This window comes from Deinococcus humi (assembly GCF_014201875.1).
GTDB lineage: Bacteria > Deinococcota > Deinococci > Deinococcales > Deinococcaceae > Deinococcus > Deinococcus humi.
Map to the genome: position 1 here is coordinate 505,234 of NZ_JACHFL010000001.1, position 16,126 is coordinate 521,359.

The following is a 16,126-nucleotide window of genomic DNA, read 5'->3' on the forward strand; positions in this document are numbered from 1 at the left end:
GACACCCGAAGGGAATTCCCAGCGAGCATTAGCGCGTCGAGCCCGAAGATTTCGGTGCTTTCGGCGCGTACTGCGCCGCGCCGCCCGCCGCCACGAACTCGGACCGCAGGACCGCCAGAGGTTGGTCCGGCCTGCTCTTCGGGTCGCCCGGCAGGGTGCGGGCGAAAATTTCCAGCGCGTCCGGGAAACCGTCGCCATCCGCGTCACCATCGGCCTGCAGAACGGCGTACAGCACATCGGAGAACTTGCCCTTCTGACCTGCCACAGCGTCGGCCCTGAAGCCTGCGCGGATGGCCTCGCCGAACCCATTCCAGGGTGCGCCGCCGCCCTCATTGACGTGACAGAAGGTACAGGCCATGACCCGGCGGTCCAGTGCCCACAACGGATTGCCCGTATCGTAGTGAAGCTGCACGATGGCCTGGGCCCGGTATCTGGGCATCGCCAGGGCCACAGGCGCGGCCAGCAGCACCAGCGCCGCCAGCGCGCTTCCCGCCACGCGGACGCTCAGGCCACCCATCCTGGCCCCGTGAAGTTGCCGCCCAGGATTGAGCGGGCGTCCAGATTCAGCCACTTCTGCAGGCCCTCGGCATATACGCCCCGGAAATCCTGGCGGTACTTGATGTCGCCCCCTGACAGGTCTTCAAGATCCGGACTGCTGCCGTGGATGCCGCCCTTCACGCCGTTGCCTAGCGCGAACATCACACTGCCCTGGCCGTGATCAGTGCCGGCGCTGGCGTTCTCGGCCACCCGCCGCCCGAATTCGGAGAAGCCCATCACCACCACCCGGTCGGTCAGGCCCTGTTTCTGAAGATCGGCGTAAAAGGCGCTCAGACCACCCGCCAGCGTCCCCAGCAATTCGTCTTGCTCTGCACGCTGCCCCGCGTGGGTGTCGAATCCCCCCAGCGAGACGTAGATGATGCGCTGGCCCACCCCGGCGGCGATCAACCGGGCGGCGTCCCGCAACTGGGCGCCGAACCGGTGCTCCGGGTAGCTCACGCCTGCCCTGTACTTCTTGACGTTCTGCTGCACCCGCGCCGTGTTCTTCATCATCTGGCGGGTGGCGCGCAGCAGGTAGTCGGCCTCGCCCTGGCGTGGGGCGCTGAGCATCGCGTCAAAGGCACCGTCTACCCCCTGCGGCAGCTTGACCCCGAAGGTGTCCACCCCGTCGATGCTGGGCAGGCTGAAGGTATCGGCTTGCAGGGCGCGCGGCGTGGACGAACCGATGTTGGAGGCGCAGAACGGATCCCCGATTTTTTCGGCCACCCGCCCGATCCAGCCGTCGGCCCCGGCCTGCGTGGGATCGGCGGTGTGCCAGATCGCCATGCTGGCGAAGTGTGACCTCGTGGGATTGGGATAGCCCACGTTCTCCATCCAGGCCAGTTGCCCACCGTCCCACAGGTTCATCAGGGGCCTCAGCGAGGGGTGCATGCCCAGATCCGGGGTCAGCGTCAGCACGTCCTTTCTGGGAATGGCGATGGTGGGCCGCGCGGCGTAGTACGCGCCGTTGCTGTAGGGAATCAGCGTGTTCAGGCCGTCGTTGCCGCCCGTCAGCTGAACCACCACCAACGTCCTGTCACCGTCTGCCTGCGCCGCCGCCCGCGCCAGAAAACCAGGCATGCCGGTGGTGGCGGCCACCGCCAGGGCGGAAAGTTTCAGAAAATCACGTCTGTCGGGCATGGGGAACTCCTTGTCAATGGCTCAAAGGGCTGAAGATTTGAATGAAAAGCTCCCCATCATCCGGTCCTGAAACCGCCAGATGCCGGGCACGCGCTCATCACGCCAGCTGGAATTCGGGGCTGACCAGTGCGAGATACACCCGCTGCCTGGGGTTGAGGCCCTGAAGCGCTGCCTGTACCGGGTTCTTCTCGCTGCCGAAGAGGGCCAGGTCACCGGGCGGAGCGTCCAGTCTGGGTGCGGCGTTGCCCAGGGTCAGGGCGGCGGCCACCTGCATGCGCGTCAGCAATGTGGAGTCGTTGATCCACTCGCGCCCGCCGTCCCAGCCCCCCACCGTGTCGGGTTGCAGCAAAAGCTGGCCCATTCGGCCCGCTGTCTGGGCCAGGTTCAGCAGTTGCCTGACCTCCAGCCTGGGCTGGCCCAGCGTGCGGACTGCGCCCACGATGTACTCCACCGGCCCCCGGATGATGCTGGCACGGTGCTGCGGCGCGTAGAAGACCGAGCTGGACAACAGTTCTTCAAGCACCACGCCGATGTTGCCGTTCGTGCGGCGGAAGGTCTCGGCGCTGCCCTGCACGGCCCCCTCGTCAGGCGTGTCGGCCACGAAGGCACGGTGCAGCTTGCGTGACACGAACACGGCGGTCTGCGGGTGCGTGGTGGACAGGCAGATCACGTCTTCGAAGCTCAGATTGCCGCTGTGGCCCAGGTACGTCTTCGGGCCGTCATCGTGCTGTCCGGGGTTAAAGCTGGCCTCAACGGGTTCTAGGTAGCTGTTTTTGGGATTGCCGCGCCCACCCACGAAACTCCAGCCGGTCAGCGCCCGCGCGGCCTCCTTGACGTCCTGTTCGCTGTAGTTGGGCCTGCCGGGGGCACCGATGCCGAGGGTGAAAAGCTCCATCAGCTCGCGGGCAAAGTTCTCGTTGGGCCTTCCCTTCTTGTTCTTGTCGTTGTCCAGATAGCGCAGCATGGCGGGCGTCTGCGCGATCTCCAGCGTGAAGCGCTCGAAGCTGGGTGCGACGGCGTGCCGTCTCAGCAGGCCCAGATAGGCGGCAAGGGCTGGGTGGTTCTTGACCTTGTCGGTGCCGATGACAAAGTGGTTGCTCCAGGTCAGCGCCAGTTTCTCGCGCAGGGGCTGGGGACTGTACATCAACTCGAACAACCAGGCAGCGCGGGTGAGTTGCACCATTGCGCCAGGAGTCGCGCCCGTCGAAGGATCGAAAGGGTTGTCGGGCGCCGTGCGGGCATCGAACTTCAGGGCCTCTCTGGCCACCACGTGGGCGTCCTTGCCCACCAGCGCACGGATCTGCGCGTCGGTGGCGCCGTAAGCGGTGCGCCGCAGAAAATGGGCGGCATCCTCTGGACTGAGCTTCTGGGGGTAGGGGGGCAGGCTCACGGGCTCTCCTTCTGGGACGGCTGATCTGGGCTGGGCTGAACGTTAGAGGCATTCACTTTCAGAAAAGTTCCCAGACCCGCCGTGTTCACCCGGCTAACCTTCGCCAGCGCCGCCTTCAGCACGCCCTGGGGCAGGTTGCCCACCAGCCACACGAAGCTGCCGTCCACCCGGCGCGAGGCGATGCCCGGCGCGGCGCGCACCCCCCTGGGGGCGATCACCAGCGCGAACACGTTGACGCCGTCGGTCAGGTCAACCTCGGCCCCGCCGTTCGGCCGGCTCCTGACTGCCACCGGCTGCCATCCGCCAGGGAGCCGCAGGCCGGGCAGCGCCGAGAGCAGCGCGGCGCGCAACCCTTGCGGCGCGGCAGGAACTGCAATCTGCACCGAAGCGGGCCTGGGACTGACCTTCAGAAACGCGGCGCGGCGGGCGACGGTCCCGTCCGGGAAATTCTCCTGATACGCCAGCGGGATGTTCCACTCCTGATCGATCCACAGCGTCCAGCGCGCGGCCTGCCCCACTTTCGGCGTCAGCTCGTAGCGGGTGGTGGGGCGATTGGCGACGCTTTCCTTCCCCGCCTCCGTGACCTCGAAGTTACGTGCCAGCAACGACGGGCGGAACGGCACGCGTGGCAATGCTCCCGCCGTCTTGGTGGGCACCTCGCGCGGCGGGAACAGCACCGTGACCTCCACCGTGCCGCGCGCCTCCAGCGTGCGGGCCCGCTTCAGGGCGGTCAGCAGATCGTCCACATTCGCCGCGCCCGCCACGCCCGACAGGGCGAGAACGCCCAGCAGCACCCGTCTCACCAGCCCTCTCCCCAGGCACTTTGATACACGCCGTACGCTGCGCTGGCCGGCAGTTCCGGCGCGGGCCGCAGCACAGTCAGCCCGGCCAGCGCCGCCGCCGAGGCCAGCAGCGTGCCCACCCAGCCCACACGCCGGGCGCGTTGCCGGGAGCGTCTGTGCCGGTGGCCCCTCAGAAAACGTTCGGCGGCCCCAGCGTCGGCGGGCGTTGGGGCGCGGGCCTGGGCGAAAAGAGCGTCCAGATTGGTGGGATCAAGTTCGTGGTCATTCATGAGACGGTCCTCTGTCGGGCGGGAGAGGAGGGTGGGCGGCTCACGGCCTGATTCCCAGTCCCGTCAGGTACGCCCGCAGCGCGGCGCGGCCCCGGTTGATGCGGCTCTTGACGGTGCCCAGTTCAGCGCCGGTAATCGCGGCGATCTCGGCATAGTCCAGGCCCGACAGCTCACGCAGCGAGACCGCCTCGCGCTGGTCCTCGGGCAGGGTCTGCAGAGCGCGGGCCAGCCGGGCGCGCAGGTCGGCCTGCTCACCGGCGTGGACCGGATCGTGGGGAGCGGCGGGTTCGGACACGCCACCCAGCGACACCGTTGGATGGCCCTTGCCGCGGATCGCCTTGTGGCAGGCATTCAGCGCGATGCGGTGCAGCCAGGTGCTGAAGGCTGCCTCGCCCCGAAACCCACTCAGTCCCTTGTGGACGGCCATGAAGACTTCCTGCACCACGTCGTCCGCCGCCCCCGGCCCCACCATTCCGGCGGCCAGACGGTGAACGCCTGCCGCGTGCCGATTCACAAGCGCCTCGAAAGCCCGTTCATCATGCGCGGCCTGGCGGGCAAGGTCCAGATCGCAGACTTCCGGCGCGTCGGGCGCCGATACGTGGACGGAAACTGGGCTGGGGGCCGGGGGGTCACGCAAGCTCACCTCGTACCTTAGAGGGCGCGAGATGAAAAAAAGTTCCGGGCCTTTTCCATGCCTACCGCTGGGCGACTCAACGGCGCCCTGGCCGGGGCGGGCAGGCCGGGCCTCCAGGGTCTGCCTTACACTGTTTCCATGACTGCCCGCACTTCCCTCTCCCGCTCTGCCGAGGATTACCTCAAGCAGCTCTACATGCTGGGGCAGGCAAATCAGGTTTCGGGCAAGGTCAGTACCCAGGCGCTGGCCGACGCGCTGGAGGTGGCCCCCGCCAGCGTGACCGGCATGTTACGCAAGCTGACCGAGCAGGGGCTGGTGTCGCACGCGCCGTACCAGGGTGCGGCCCTGACCGCCGAGGGTGAGCGCGTGGCCCTGGAAGTGCTGCGGCATCACCGCCTGCTGGAGCTGTTCCTCCACCGCGCGCTGGGCGTGCCACTGGACGAGGTGCACGAGGAAGCCGAGCGCCTGGAGCACGCCCTGAGCGAGCGCCTGGAAGCCCATATCGCGGCGTGGCTGGGCGACCCCACGCATGATCCGCACGGTGACCCGATCCCCACACTGAGCGGCGAGGTGCCCGCCCGCGCCGAGCGCCGCCTGTCGCAGCTGGCCGCTGGGGACACCGGCACTGTGTCGCGCGTGCCTGACGCCGATGCTGGACAGCTGCGCGCCCTGGTCCAGGCAGGGCTGACCCCCGGCGTTCAGCTGCGAATTCTGAGCGTGGACGCCGCGCTGGGGACCCTAAGTGCCGAATTGCCGCCCGCAACGGGAAGAACGGCGCCCCACACGCTGACGCTCTCGCTGGGGGTGGCTGCCCAGGTAGGCATCCACGCCCCGGACCAGCAGGCCTGACCTCCGCCCACACCGTGGTGCTGGCCTGCAAAAACTTGCAGCCAACATCGTGGCGTTGCCGGGCGACTAGATGGTCTGCGCCGAACGCGTCTGCCCGTGTGTCTGGCTCACCCCAGCCGCAAAGCGGGTGTTGCCAGCCGACACCTTCCCTTTTCGCCTCCGCGCACATTTCTCCGGTTGTTTTGGCCTAGCATAGAGCCGTGAACGCACTGAGAATCATCCTTTCTGCCCTGGCCGGTTGTGCGGCGGCGCTGGTGGCCTACAGCGCCGCGTTTGTGCGCGGCGACATGGCCGGAGTCATGGGCTACCTGCGGGCCAGAGGCGCGCTTCGGCGACTGACCGAGGGCGGCGCAGATCCTGCGGCCGTGGCGGCGGCCCACGACGCTCTCCGGACCCTGGGCGCGCAGGTGGGCGATCCGGTGCTGGCGGCCCGCCTGATTCCACTGGCGCTGCTGGTGGGGCTGGCCGTGGGCTACGCGGTGTGGCGCGTCTTCGGGCGCAAGCAGACGCAGCCGGGCCGCCCCGACGTGCAGGAGCGCATGGTCTACCGCCTGGCGTGGCGCAAGGGCGGCGTATTTACCCTGCGCGATCTGGCCGAGAGCAGCCCGCTGGATGAGACCCAGGCCCGTGCCGTGACCGGCCGGATGCTGGAACTGGGCAGACTGACCCGCGACGGCGAATCGTTTTCCCTGCGCCCAGGGAGCCGCGCATGAGCTTCGGTGCCGACGAGCTGGCCACCCTGCTGGACGAGGCCAATCACGCCCCCTGGGAAAGCGTGCGAGCTGCTCTGGCAGGCATTGACGGTCAGCCGCACCCGCGCGTGGGCTGGCTGACCAGTCACCTGAGCGCCACCAAACGCGACTTCTGGGCGCAGATCGCCGCCGCCACCGGCACCTCCGCCCCCGATGACGCGGCCGGCCTGACCCGCCTGATGGCCTGGGAGGTGGACGCTGCCCGCGCCCTGAACGCCGACGCGCTGCAGACCCGCCTGACCCACAGTGGCCAGGACATGACCGTCACCGAGATGCTGCGGCTGAATGCCCGTCACACGGCCTGGCACGCCGGACAGATCGCCGCTCTGGCGAATCGCGCCCGCCTGGCCTAGCGGCGAGCCATGGCCGAGGAACGCCCCTTCCTGACCGAAGCCAATCCACGGGGTGAGCAGACTGCCGCCGCCGCCCCGGACGCCCTGTTCGATCTGGCCGTCAACCGTGCCTGGGCCGCCCTGCGCGGATTGCGGCCCGCTGATCCTAGAGCCGCCCTTAGCACCGGCTTTCTGGCGGGCTGGCACGCCCGTACCCGCTTCGCGCGCCGCGTGCCGCTGGACACCGTCAGGGCAGCCCTTCAGCAACGTCCGGGCGGCGGCGAATGGCACTGGGCAGGAGGACCGGACGGTGAGTGGACAAGGGGGAAAGCTCCATTTCCGTAACGTCAGACTTCCGCATGGACCCCGGCACAGGACATCAAGAAGCAGAGCAAGAGGCCCACCCCCAGCAGCTGCCAGGGATGGGCCTCAGACTTTGAGTCTTACGCTCTGCGCGCTTACAGCACCAGGGCGATGGGTTTTTCCAGAGCCTCAGCCACACGGCTCAGGAACTGCGCGGCCTGGCGAGGCTCCACATCGCCGTTCAGGCTCAGGGCGGCGCGGCCATCCTGCACGCGCCCCAGGCTGAGGGTCAGGGTGTGGGGGTAATGCAGATCGTCCACGCCCAGTGCCCCGGCGTCGGTGACCAGCAGATCGGTCGCACTGTCCTGTCCGCCGTGCAACGCGTTCACGGCGTCACGCAAGGCACCGCCCGTGACGGTGTGATTCTGACCGTCCGCGCTGTGCAGGGCGACGGTGCCCAGGTCCAGCCCCAGGACGTCGGCGTGACGCTGGGCAGCGCGGGCCACCAGGAAGGCCAGCGAGACGTCCTGACCCAGCGCCTCGGACAGCTGGGCGCGCAGATCGTCTGCTGCGCCCACCTGGGCGTCACGGCGTAGGTAGGTGCCAAACCAAACGGCGCTGGCGGGCATGGCCGGGCTGGCCGCGACAGGCTGTGGCGTGGGCTGCTGTTCGGCGACGATGTTGGGAGCCAGATCGTCTTCCAGAACTGGAACCGGCGGCTGTGCGGCTTGTGGTTCTGCGGCCTGGGGTTCCGGGGCCTGGAGTTCTGGAACTTCCACTGCCGGGGCCACCACTTCGGGTTCGGCCAGTTCGGCAGCCGGCGCTTCGGCCAGAGGGGCCTCGATGACCAGTTCCTCAACGACGGGCGCTTCAACGACCGGGGCCTGGAAGTCCAGCGCGGCGGTCTCGGCTCCAACATGTTGTCCGGCGAAGGGAGCCGGCTGGCTGGCTGGCTGCTGGACTTCGGGCTGGGGCGCGGGCATCGGCGCGGGCGGGGCCTCGTTGTCCTTGCGGTACAGGCGCGAGAGCAGACCGCTCAGGCCGCCTGCGGCAGCGGGTGGGGCCGCGACGTCGGCCGAAGCGCTAGCAGCAGGCATCTGGACCTCGGGCGCGGGCACAGGCTCCGGGGCGCTCAGGCTGGGGAAGGCGGGTTCGGGGGCCGGAGCCATGGGCTGCGGCGCGTCGACGTGAGGGGCCTGCGGCGCGTGGGACTGCGCCGGGGCAAACGACCAGTCGGTGGCGACGGGCTGCGGCTCGGCGGCCAGCGGCGCGTCCAGATCGCTCACCTCGTCGTCCAGCTCGAAATCCATGGCGTCGTGGCTCAGACTGGGGGCACTGGGGGTGGCAGGCACCTCCGGCGCGCGGGTCTGGGTGACGAAATCGGCGATGTCACTGTCGATCCCAGCCTCGCTGAGCTGAGCTGCGCTGAACATCCCGGCGGGCAGCTGCTCATCGCCGGTCCAGCCCTCGGGCATATCGTCAACCGGAGTGGAGGGCGGCTCTTCCTCACCGCTCATAATGCGCGACAGGTAGTTCAGGATGTCCTGCTCGACGACCGTTCCGCCTGAACCAGACCCCCGCAACTGCTGCCAATCAATGCCGTTCGCTTCTGCCAGAATCCTGGCGAGCGGAGCAATCTGTTCCATTCCCATCCCCCTTTGCGCGCCCATGTCAAGACTCATGGACGGCCGTGCGGCGCGCTGGCCCCGTTCCCATCCGGGGGGAACAGCAGGGCAGACACGCGCAAGGTCATGAATGCAGAGTGCCGCGCCCGGTCTGACAGCGTTCTTTCAATGTACGGCTGCCGGAGGGAGTTCCTCACGTTGCCCGCGCGACCCCGCCCCACAGCCTGCGCTGCGGCGCTGCCCAGCAGGAACGTTTTAACGCTCTGGCAGGGCTGGAAGACGGAATGCTAGGCTACGGGCCGTGTCGCTGCGCCCGCCACCCGTGCAAGCCTCGCCCCCCGGGGCCTTGAAGCTACGGGCGGCGGGACGCGGCCACAGGAGCTCCCATGTTGATACTTGACGAGATGCAGGCGCGCGGCCACGAGAGCCTGACGCTGCTTCACCACGCGCCCAGCGGCCTGAAGGCGGCGCTGGCCGTGCATTCCACGGTGCTGGGGCCAGCCATTGCGGGCGTACGGCTGCGCGAGCAGGATGAAGAGCTGGCGGTGCGCGGCGCACTGGCCCTGTCCGAGAGCCTGACCCTCAAGGCGGCGCTGGCAGGGCTGAACTACGGCGGCGGGGCCTGTGTGCTGATGATGCCCGAGGCCGGCGTGGATGACCCGCACACGCGCGAGGCGCTGTTCCGGGCGCTGGGCCGTCAGGTCCGGCCGCTGGCGACGCGGGCGGTGCTGACCGAGGACATCGGGGTCACCCCCGCCGACATCGCCTTCGTGGCGCAGGAAACCCCGGCCACGCTGGGCATGAACACTGACACCAGCGCCATCACCGGCTACGGCGTGTACCGAGGCATGAAGGCAGCCGCCCGTTTCGCGCTGGGCGCCGAGAGTATGCGCGGCGTGCGGGTGGTGATCATGGGTGTAGGCGCGGTAGGGCGCGCGCTGGCCGCCCACCTGCACCGCGAGGGCGCAAAACTGACCGTGGCCGATGACCGCCCCGAACGTGCCCAGGCCCTGGCCGACAGCCTCAGCGGCGTGAACGTCGTGAGTTGCGGCAGCGCGCTGGACGTGCCTGGAGACATTCTGGCGCCCTGTGGTTTCGGGCACAGCGTCCACAGCGCCGACGTGCCCCGGCTGCAGTGCCGCCTGATCGCGGGGGGCGAACATCACCCGCTGACCCGCCGGGGCGAGGAAGCTGTCAAGGAGGCTGGAATCGTGTACATGCCCGACTTCGCCATCAATTCGGCGGGCCTGATCGCCGCCGCCACCGGGGCCGACATGAACGCGGCGGCCGAGCAGGTCTACCAGATCGTCAGCCGCATTACCCATGTGGCCGAGCAGTACAGCAAGCCCCCCAGCGTCGTCGCCCGCCGTATGGCCGAGCGGCGAATTGAACTGATCGGCAGCCTGGGGCGCGCGTGATGAGGTGGATGATGGAGGGGAGGCAGTTGATGCAAAGATGCCCGCAGGCCGGAGGCACCCCATGAGCACCCCCTTCGTGATCGGCGTGGCGGGCGGCTCGGGCAGCGGCAAGACCACCGTGACCCGGCGGGTGATGGAAACGGTGGGCGAGCAGGGCGTGGCCGTGCTTGCACAGGACAACTATTACCGCAATCAGGACGAGATTCCCTTCGAGACCCGGCTGAAGACCAACTACGATCACCCGGCGGCCTTCGACTGGGAACTGCTGCGCACGCATCTGGACGCCCTGCTCGCCGGCGTGCCCATCGACATGCCCGAGTACGACTTCACGCAACACACCCGCTCGGCGCGAACGACGAAGGTGTTGCCCGGCAGCGTGGTCGTGCTGGAGGGCTTTTTCGCGCTGTACGACGAGGAACTGCGCAGGCGTATGCACCTCAAGGTCTTCGTGGACGCCGACGCCGACGTGCGCTTTATCCGGCGGCTGCTGCGCGATACCGGTGAACGCGGGCGCACCCCCGAGAGCGTGATCTCGCAGTACCTGGAATTCGTGCGCCCCATGCACCTGAGCTTCGTGGAACCCACCAAGAGGTACGCGGACGTGATCATTCCCCACGGCGGCATGAACGAGCCCGCGCTGGACATGCTGGCGGCGCGGATTCGCACCACGATCTAGCAAAAGCGGGAGCGTTGGCCGCACTGAAAGCACAGGCCAACGCTCTTCCCCCCGCTTAACGCAGCACAGGTTGGGCCTGGGCCTCCGCGCTTTCCTCCTCGTGAGGGACGGGCGGCGGTGTCACCGGCAGGCCCGCCTCCCCTGCCGCCCAGGTCATGAAGGCGTTCAGGCCGCGCCGGAACAGCACCGGGCGTTTCTCGTGCTTGCCCAGTTTGCGAACCTTGCCATTCGGCCCTGGTTCCGGCAGGGGCAATTCGGGAACCAGCGCCCAGTTGACATTCATGGGTTGGAAGTTCTTGGGGTTGGCGCTCGCAAGGTAACGCACCAGCCCGCCCAGCATGGACTCGGCCGGAGGGGTCAGCGGGGCCAGTCCCAGCGCCAGCCGCGCCGCGTTCGTTCCGGCAAGCCAGCCTGTCCCGGCGCTCTCCAGGTAGCCTTCCGTTCCAGCCAGCACACCTGCCACCAGCTTTTGAGGGTCGGCACGCAGTTGCAGCGTGGAGTCCAGCACCTGCGGCGCGTTCAGGTAGGTGTTGCGGTGCATCACGCCGTAGCGGACGATCTCGGCGTCGTTCAGGCCAGGAATGAGCTGGACCACGGCTTTCTGATCGCCCCACTTCAAGCCGGTCTGGAAGCCCACCAGGGACCACAGGCGGCCCTCGCGGTCCTCCTGGCGGAGCTGCGCCACCGCGTAGGGCCAGCGCCCGGTGCGCGGGTCATCAAGGCCCTTGGGCGACATGGGACCGAAACGCGGGGTGTCCACGCCCCGGCGAGCGATTTCCTCAATGGGCATGCAGCCCTCGAAGAATTCCAGCTTTTCCCAGTCGTGCGGAGTGTGGGCGCGGGCCTGTTCCAGCGCGGCGAAGAAGGCCAGGTACTCGTCTTTTGTAAACGGGCAGTTGATGTAATCGGCGCTCTGATCGTAGCGCCCGGCCCGCCAGCACACGCTCATGTCGATGCTGGCGATGTCGATCACCGGGGCAGCGGCGTCGTAGAAGCTCAGGCGCTCGCTGCCGGTCATCCGGGCAAGGTCAGCGGCCAGCGCGTCGCTCGTCAGGGGGCCGGAGGCGATCACGGTGATGCCCTCCGGGACGGCTTCCATCTCGCCCTCCACCACCTCGATCAGGGGATGCTCGCGCACCGCGAGCGTGACTCGTGCACTGAATTCGTCACGCTCGACGGCCAGGGCGTTTCCGGCGGGCAACCTGGAAGCGTCCGCTGCCGTCACGATGCCCCCGCCCACGCTGCGAAGTTCGGCCTGCAACAGCCCCTTGCTCTGGCGCTCGCCCTCGCCGCCCAGCGAATTGCTGCACACCAGTTCGGCAAAGCCGCCCGAGCGATGGGCGGGGGTCATTTTTACAGGGCGCATCTCGTGCAGCCGCACGCGCACGCCCTGACGGGCGGCGGCCAGCGCGGCCTCGGAGCCGGCCAGGCCCGCGCCGATCACGGTAATGGTAGGGGCAGTGGTCATGGGCGCAGTTTAGGGGAGGTGGCGAGCGGGCCGCAGTGCGCAGGTGAGGATTTCTGAAAGTGGGCCATCCAGTCAGACTCGCGGCATGAATATTGCTAAACCCTTGCTGCTTCAGTCGCGTCGATCCGCACTGGTGGCGCCGTAGGACAGCGACTGACTGAATGCCGGGCAGTCTTAATGACCCAGCCACAAGCATGAGACTGCCGATGGGGTCAGGACCGCAATAGGCGCAGGCCCCACTGGCTAGAATCCACAGCAGATGCGTTTGGCCATCATTGCAGACATACACGGCAACCTAGACGCACTGCGGGCTGTGCTGGCCGACGCGCAAGCACAGGGCGCGGAGCAGATCGTGGTCAACGGCGACGTGGTCAACCGGGGGCCGGATTCGGTAGCGGCGCTGGAAACGCTGCTGGCACGCGATGACGTCAGCTTCACGCTGGGCAACCACGATGACCTGCTGAGGCTGTGGGAGGCCCGCAGCCCGGGCCTGCCCGCCGAATGGTTCAGCGATCCCTTCTGGGGCGCCACCGACTGGAGCGCCACGCAACTGGACCGGGCAGGCCTGCTGCACGCTCCCGCAGACTGGCCCATGACCCACACGCTGACGGAGTCAGGCCTGCCACCCGTGCTAATCGCCCACGGCTCTCCGCTGCATTACCGCGAGGGCCTCAGCGAGCGAACGAGACCGGAGCGCGTTCAGGAACTCAGCGCTGGCCACGGTGTACTGATCGGCTCACACATTCACCGCCCGGCCCAGGCGCAGGTCGGCGGCGTGCTGGTGCTGAACACCGGGGCCGTGGGGGCGCCCGCCAACGGCGATCCGCGGGCCCAGTACCTGTTGCTGACGTCTAGCCCGGAAGGGTGGGAGACGGAATTCCGGGCCGTGCCATATGACCGCGCCGGTGTGCTGGCTCGCTTCGGCAGCAGCGGCCTGCTCGACACCGGTCTCAGCGCGCAGATTTTCAGGGAGGAGGTCCTCACGTCGCGCAGCCTGTACACGCCGTACTGGCAGTGGACCGAGGACACGGGCACACCACGCAATACCCGGACCTGGAACACCTTTTTGCAAAGACATTTCCCCGTCCGCCGGGCATAAAAAACCCGCCCTTAAAGGGCGGGCAGGTCAGAGAAGAACGCCTTACTTGAAGGTGGGGGGAATCAGCACCGAGTCAATGGGATAGATGGCGCTGTTGCCCACCATGATCGGGGTAATGTTCACGGTTGCCCCGGTGATGTCGCTGCCTTGCAGCACGCCGATCATCAGCACACCAGCCTTGTCCTGCAAGTCCAGGCTGCTGCCTTCCAGGCTGCGGAGCTGCGTGGCTTTCAGGTCAACGTCAGTCACGTTACCGGAGACGACGTGGAAGCTCAGCACCTGCTTGAGCAGCGCCTTGTCGGCCATCAGACGGTCTAGCGTTTCTTTGGGCACCTTGGCGAAGGCATCGTTGGTGGGCGCGAAGATCGTCACGTCGGCCGCCATCAGTGGGGTGGTCAGTTCAGCGGTCTGGAGCAGGCTCAGCAGGGTGCTGAACTGCGGCTCGGCGGCCAAACGCTGCTCCAGGGTCATGGCGCCCGTGACAGCGGCTGGAGTCGGGGAAACGGGGGCGGCAGGCGGCACGGCCACAGGAGCGGTGGCGGCGGGCGCAGCGGGCGTCGTCGCGGCAGGAGCCGCTGGAGTGGCCTGGCCCAGGGTCAGAGTCGGGGGAATCAGCACCGTATCGATGGGGTAGATGGCGTTGTTGCCCACGACGATTGGGGTGGTGTTCACGGTCGCTCCGGTAATGACCCCGTTGGTGGCCACACCGATCTGCAGGACGCCCGCTTCGGTCTTCAGATCCAGGCTGCTGTTTTCCAGGCTCCGCAGCTGGGTTCCCATCAGCTCGGCATCGGTCACGCGGCCGGAGACAACGTGGAAGGTCAGAACCTGCTTGAGCTTGGCGTCGTCAGCCATCAACGCGTCCAGGGTGGCCTGGGGCAGTTTGGCGAAGGCGTCGTTGGTAGGGGCGAAGATCGTCACGTCCGCCGCCAGTAGCGCATCGGCCAGGCCGGCCTTCTGAATCAGGCTGACCAGCGTGCTGAACTGCGCTTCACCCTGCAGGCGCGAAACCAGCGTTTCGGCACCAGTGGCTGTGGTTGTTGCCGCTGCCGCAGGGGCGGGCGCAGGTGCAGGGGCTGCAGGAGCCGTTGCCGGCGTAGTCGTAGTCGCCGCCGGAGTAGTTGTGGTGGTCGCCGCTGCTGCGCTGGTGTCGGTCGTCGTCGTCGCTGCAGGAGTGGTCGTGGTTGTGGTGGTCGCCGCGGCAGTGCTGGTGTCAGTCGTTGTGGTTGCCGCTGGCGCTGTTGCTGCCGGGGCTTCTGCTGGGGTGGGCGGGGCAGGCAGCTTCAGGGTGGGGGGCAGCAGCACCTTGTCGATCACATAGATGATGCCGTTGTCGGCCGTATCTACGGTGGCACTCACCCTGGCGTCGCCGATCATCTGGATGCCTGCCTCGTTCTTGAGGTCCAGACTGCTGCCTTCCAGGCTGCGCAGCTGGGTTTCAGCCGAGACCTGATCCGCGGTCATCTTGCCCGTAACAACGTGGTACAGCAGCACCTGCTGCAGGGTGTCCGGATCACTGGCAATCAGGGCCAGGGCTTCAGGATCAACGGCCTCGAACGCCTCGTTGGTGGGCGCGAAGATGGTGTACTCGTTGTCCATCAGGATGTCGGTGAGGCCCGCATCGCTCAGCAGATCGCGCAGGGTGCTGAAGCGGTCATCAGCCACAATAACGTCGTACAGCGAGTTGGTGCTCACTTCGGCGGTACTGGCGCTGGCGTCGGCAGCTGCTTCAGTGTCGGTGGTGGCCGTATCGGTGGTGGCAGCGTCTGGGGTCGTATCGGCGGAGGTCGTATCCGTCGTGGCCGCAGTGTCCGTCGTCGTGGTGTCAGTGGTTGTTGTGGTATCCGTGGTCGTCGCCGCGTCGGTAGTAGCCGCAGTATCGGTGGGCGCGGCGGTGTCTGTCGTCGTCGTGGCTGCCGCGTCGGCGTTCACGGTTGCGCCACTCAGAGGCAGGGCCGGAATGTCGGCAATGCTCACGGCGGGTGGGGCAGTGGGCGTTGCCGGCGCAGCCTGGGCCACCGGCTGCTCGGCAGCAGGCGCTTCGGTGGTGGCCGGTGCCTCAGTAGTAGCCGGTGCTTCAGCCGTCGCAGGCGCTTCGGTGGCAGCAGGGGCTTCAGTGGTGGCTGGTGCTTCCGTGGTGGCTGGTGCTTCAGCAACAGCAGGCGCAGGCATCAACACGGTGTCGATTACGTGGACGATGCCGTTGCAGGCCACCACATCGGCCTTGGTCACGGTGGCATTGTCGATCATGACCTTGCCGTCCATGATCGTGACCAGGAAGCTAGACCCTTCCGCCGTCTTGCCAGAAGTCATGCCCGTAACTTGCTTGGCGGTGACCTTGCCCGGAACGACGTGGTACAGCAGGATGCCCTTCAGCATATCCTGGTCGTTGAGCACCGCCGCCAGCGTGTCGCTGGGCAGCTTGGCGAAGGCGGCGTTGGTGGGGGCGAAAACCGTGTAGCTGCCGCCCTGAAGCGTCTCGGTCAGCCCGGCCGCTTCCACCGCCGTGGCCAGCGTGCTGAAATTGGGATCGCTGGCCACGATCTGCGCGATAGACCTACAAGCGGGGGCGGGCTGGGCCACCGGCGCACCGGCACCGCCAGCCAGGGCGGGGGTTGCCAGGAGTAAGCCAAGCGTAACGAGACTGGTCTGCTTCTTCATGAATTCACCTCTGAACCGAAATGGGTTGTTGATAGTCCGGCACTCAATCTTCACCACGCTAGATGAAAATGCAACCTGCGTAAGGATTGAGACAGGTCATGTAAACGAAAGGGTCAGCCCGTTTGACCTGACCCTCATTTGGCCCTCATTCTCACTCTCTGGGCGGTGAG

Annotated in this window: 16 protein-coding genes; 7 read left to right on the forward strand and 9 right to left on the reverse strand. The window is 67.4% G+C overall.

What is annotated here, in order from left to right; genetic code table 11:
* Window positions 1-28 precede the first annotated feature (28 nt).
* The 6 genes from HNQ08_RS02645 to HNQ08_RS02670 form a co-directional block, all read right to left on the reverse strand.
* Complete coding sequence (locus HNQ08_RS02645) at window positions 29-517, reverse strand: hypothetical protein (RefSeq protein WP_184127528.1); 489 nt, start codon at window positions 515-517, stop codon at window positions 29-31.
* Entirely contained in the window at window positions 505-1,677 is a 1,173-nt protein-coding gene (locus HNQ08_RS02650; RefSeq protein WP_184127529.1) for a DUF1501 domain-containing protein, read from the reverse strand. Before HNQ08_RS02650 ends, HNQ08_RS02645 begins: the two co-directional genes overlap by 13 nt.
* Before the next feature lie 97 nt (window positions 1,678-1,774).
* On the reverse strand, window positions 1,775-3,067 hold the full coding sequence (locus HNQ08_RS02655) for a DUF1800 domain-containing protein (protein WP_184127530.1): 1,293 nt from the start codon (window positions 3,065-3,067) through the stop codon (window positions 1,775-1,777).
* Entirely contained in the window at window positions 3,064-3,870 is an 807-nt protein-coding gene (locus tag HNQ08_RS02660; RefSeq protein WP_229789613.1) for a LolA-like protein, read from the reverse strand. The genes HNQ08_RS02655 and HNQ08_RS02660 overlap by 4 nt, the downstream gene beginning before the upstream one ends.
* On the reverse strand, window positions 3,867-4,139 hold the full coding sequence (locus HNQ08_RS02665; protein ID WP_184127531.1) for a hypothetical protein: 273 nt from the start codon (window positions 4,137-4,139) through the stop codon (window positions 3,867-3,869). The genes HNQ08_RS02660 and HNQ08_RS02665 overlap by 4 nt, the downstream gene beginning before the upstream one ends.
* 40 nt (window positions 4,140-4,179) lie before the next feature.
* The gene (locus tag HNQ08_RS02670; RefSeq protein WP_342355672.1) at window positions 4,180-4,776 is read right to left on the reverse strand and encodes an RNA polymerase sigma factor; all 597 of its coding nucleotides are present in this window, start codon (window positions 4,774-4,776) and stop codon (window positions 4,180-4,182) included.
* Between the two features lie 135 nt (window positions 4,777-4,911).
* Here HNQ08_RS02670 and HNQ08_RS02675 point away from each other — a divergent pair, with 135 nt between their 5' ends.
* From HNQ08_RS02675 to HNQ08_RS02690, 4 genes are all read left to right on the forward strand, one after another.
* Complete coding sequence (locus HNQ08_RS02675; protein WP_184127532.1) at window positions 4,912-5,622, forward strand: metal-dependent transcriptional regulator; 711 nt, start codon at window positions 4,912-4,914, stop codon at window positions 5,620-5,622.
* A gap of 200 nt (window positions 5,623-5,822) precedes the next feature.
* On the forward strand, window positions 5,823-6,335 hold the full coding sequence (locus tag HNQ08_RS02680; protein WP_184127533.1) for a hypothetical protein: 513 nt from the start codon (window positions 5,823-5,825) through the stop codon (window positions 6,333-6,335).
* Window positions 6,332-6,727 carry a DinB family protein gene (locus tag HNQ08_RS02685; protein ID WP_184127534.1) on the forward strand — a complete coding sequence of 132 codons (396 nt, stop codon included), beginning with the start codon at window positions 6,332-6,334 and terminating at the stop codon, window positions 6,725-6,727. Before HNQ08_RS02680 ends, HNQ08_RS02685 begins: the two co-directional genes overlap by 4 nt.
* A gap of 9 nt (window positions 6,728-6,736) precedes the next feature.
* Entirely contained in the window at window positions 6,737-7,051 is a 315-nt protein-coding gene (locus HNQ08_RS02690; RefSeq protein WP_184127535.1) for a hypothetical protein, read from the forward strand.
* 113 nt (window positions 7,052-7,164) lie between these two features.
* Here the strand turns inward: HNQ08_RS02690 and HNQ08_RS02695 are convergent, their stop codons facing one another.
* Window positions 7,165-8,655 (reverse strand): E3 binding domain-containing protein, encoded by a 1,491-nt coding sequence (locus tag HNQ08_RS02695; RefSeq protein WP_184127536.1) that lies wholly within the window; start codon window positions 8,653-8,655, stop codon window positions 7,165-7,167.
* A 365-nt stretch (window positions 8,656-9,020) separates the two neighbouring features.
* On the opposite strand from HNQ08_RS02695, the gene HNQ08_RS02700 reads away from it, so the two are divergent.
* Together HNQ08_RS02700 and udk are read left to right on the forward strand one after the other, a co-directional pair.
* On the forward strand, window positions 9,021-10,052 hold the full coding sequence (locus HNQ08_RS02700; RefSeq protein ID WP_184127537.1) for a Glu/Leu/Phe/Val dehydrogenase family protein: 1,032 nt from the start codon (window positions 9,021-9,023) through the stop codon (window positions 10,050-10,052).
* Between the two features lie 61 nt (window positions 10,053-10,113).
* Entirely contained in the window at window positions 10,114-10,728 is a 615-nt protein-coding gene (gene udk, locus HNQ08_RS02705; protein ID WP_184127538.1) for a uridine kinase, read from the forward strand.
* A 55-nt stretch (window positions 10,729-10,783) separates the two neighbouring features.
* Here the strand turns inward: udk and trmFO are convergent, their stop codons facing one another.
* Window positions 10,784-12,196: a methylenetetrahydrofolate--tRNA-(uracil(54)-C(5))-methyltransferase (FADH(2)-oxidizing) TrmFO gene (gene trmFO / locus HNQ08_RS02710; protein WP_184127539.1), complete on the reverse strand. Its 1,413-nt coding sequence runs from the start codon at window positions 12,194-12,196 to the stop codon at window positions 10,784-10,786.
* Between the two features lie 259 nt (window positions 12,197-12,455).
* Here trmFO and HNQ08_RS02715 point away from each other — a divergent pair, with 259 nt between their 5' ends.
* Window positions 12,456-13,295, forward strand: coding sequence for a metallophosphoesterase family protein (locus tag HNQ08_RS02715; protein WP_184127540.1), 840 nt, complete (start codon window positions 12,456-12,458; stop codon window positions 13,293-13,295).
* 42 nt (window positions 13,296-13,337) lie between these two features.
* On the opposite strand, the gene HNQ08_RS02720 is transcribed toward HNQ08_RS02715, so the two are convergent.
* Complete coding sequence (locus HNQ08_RS02720; RefSeq protein WP_184127541.1) at window positions 13,338-15,956, reverse strand: fasciclin domain-containing protein; 2,619 nt, start codon at window positions 15,954-15,956, stop codon at window positions 13,338-13,340.
* Between the last annotated feature and the right edge of the window lie 170 nt (window positions 15,957-16,126).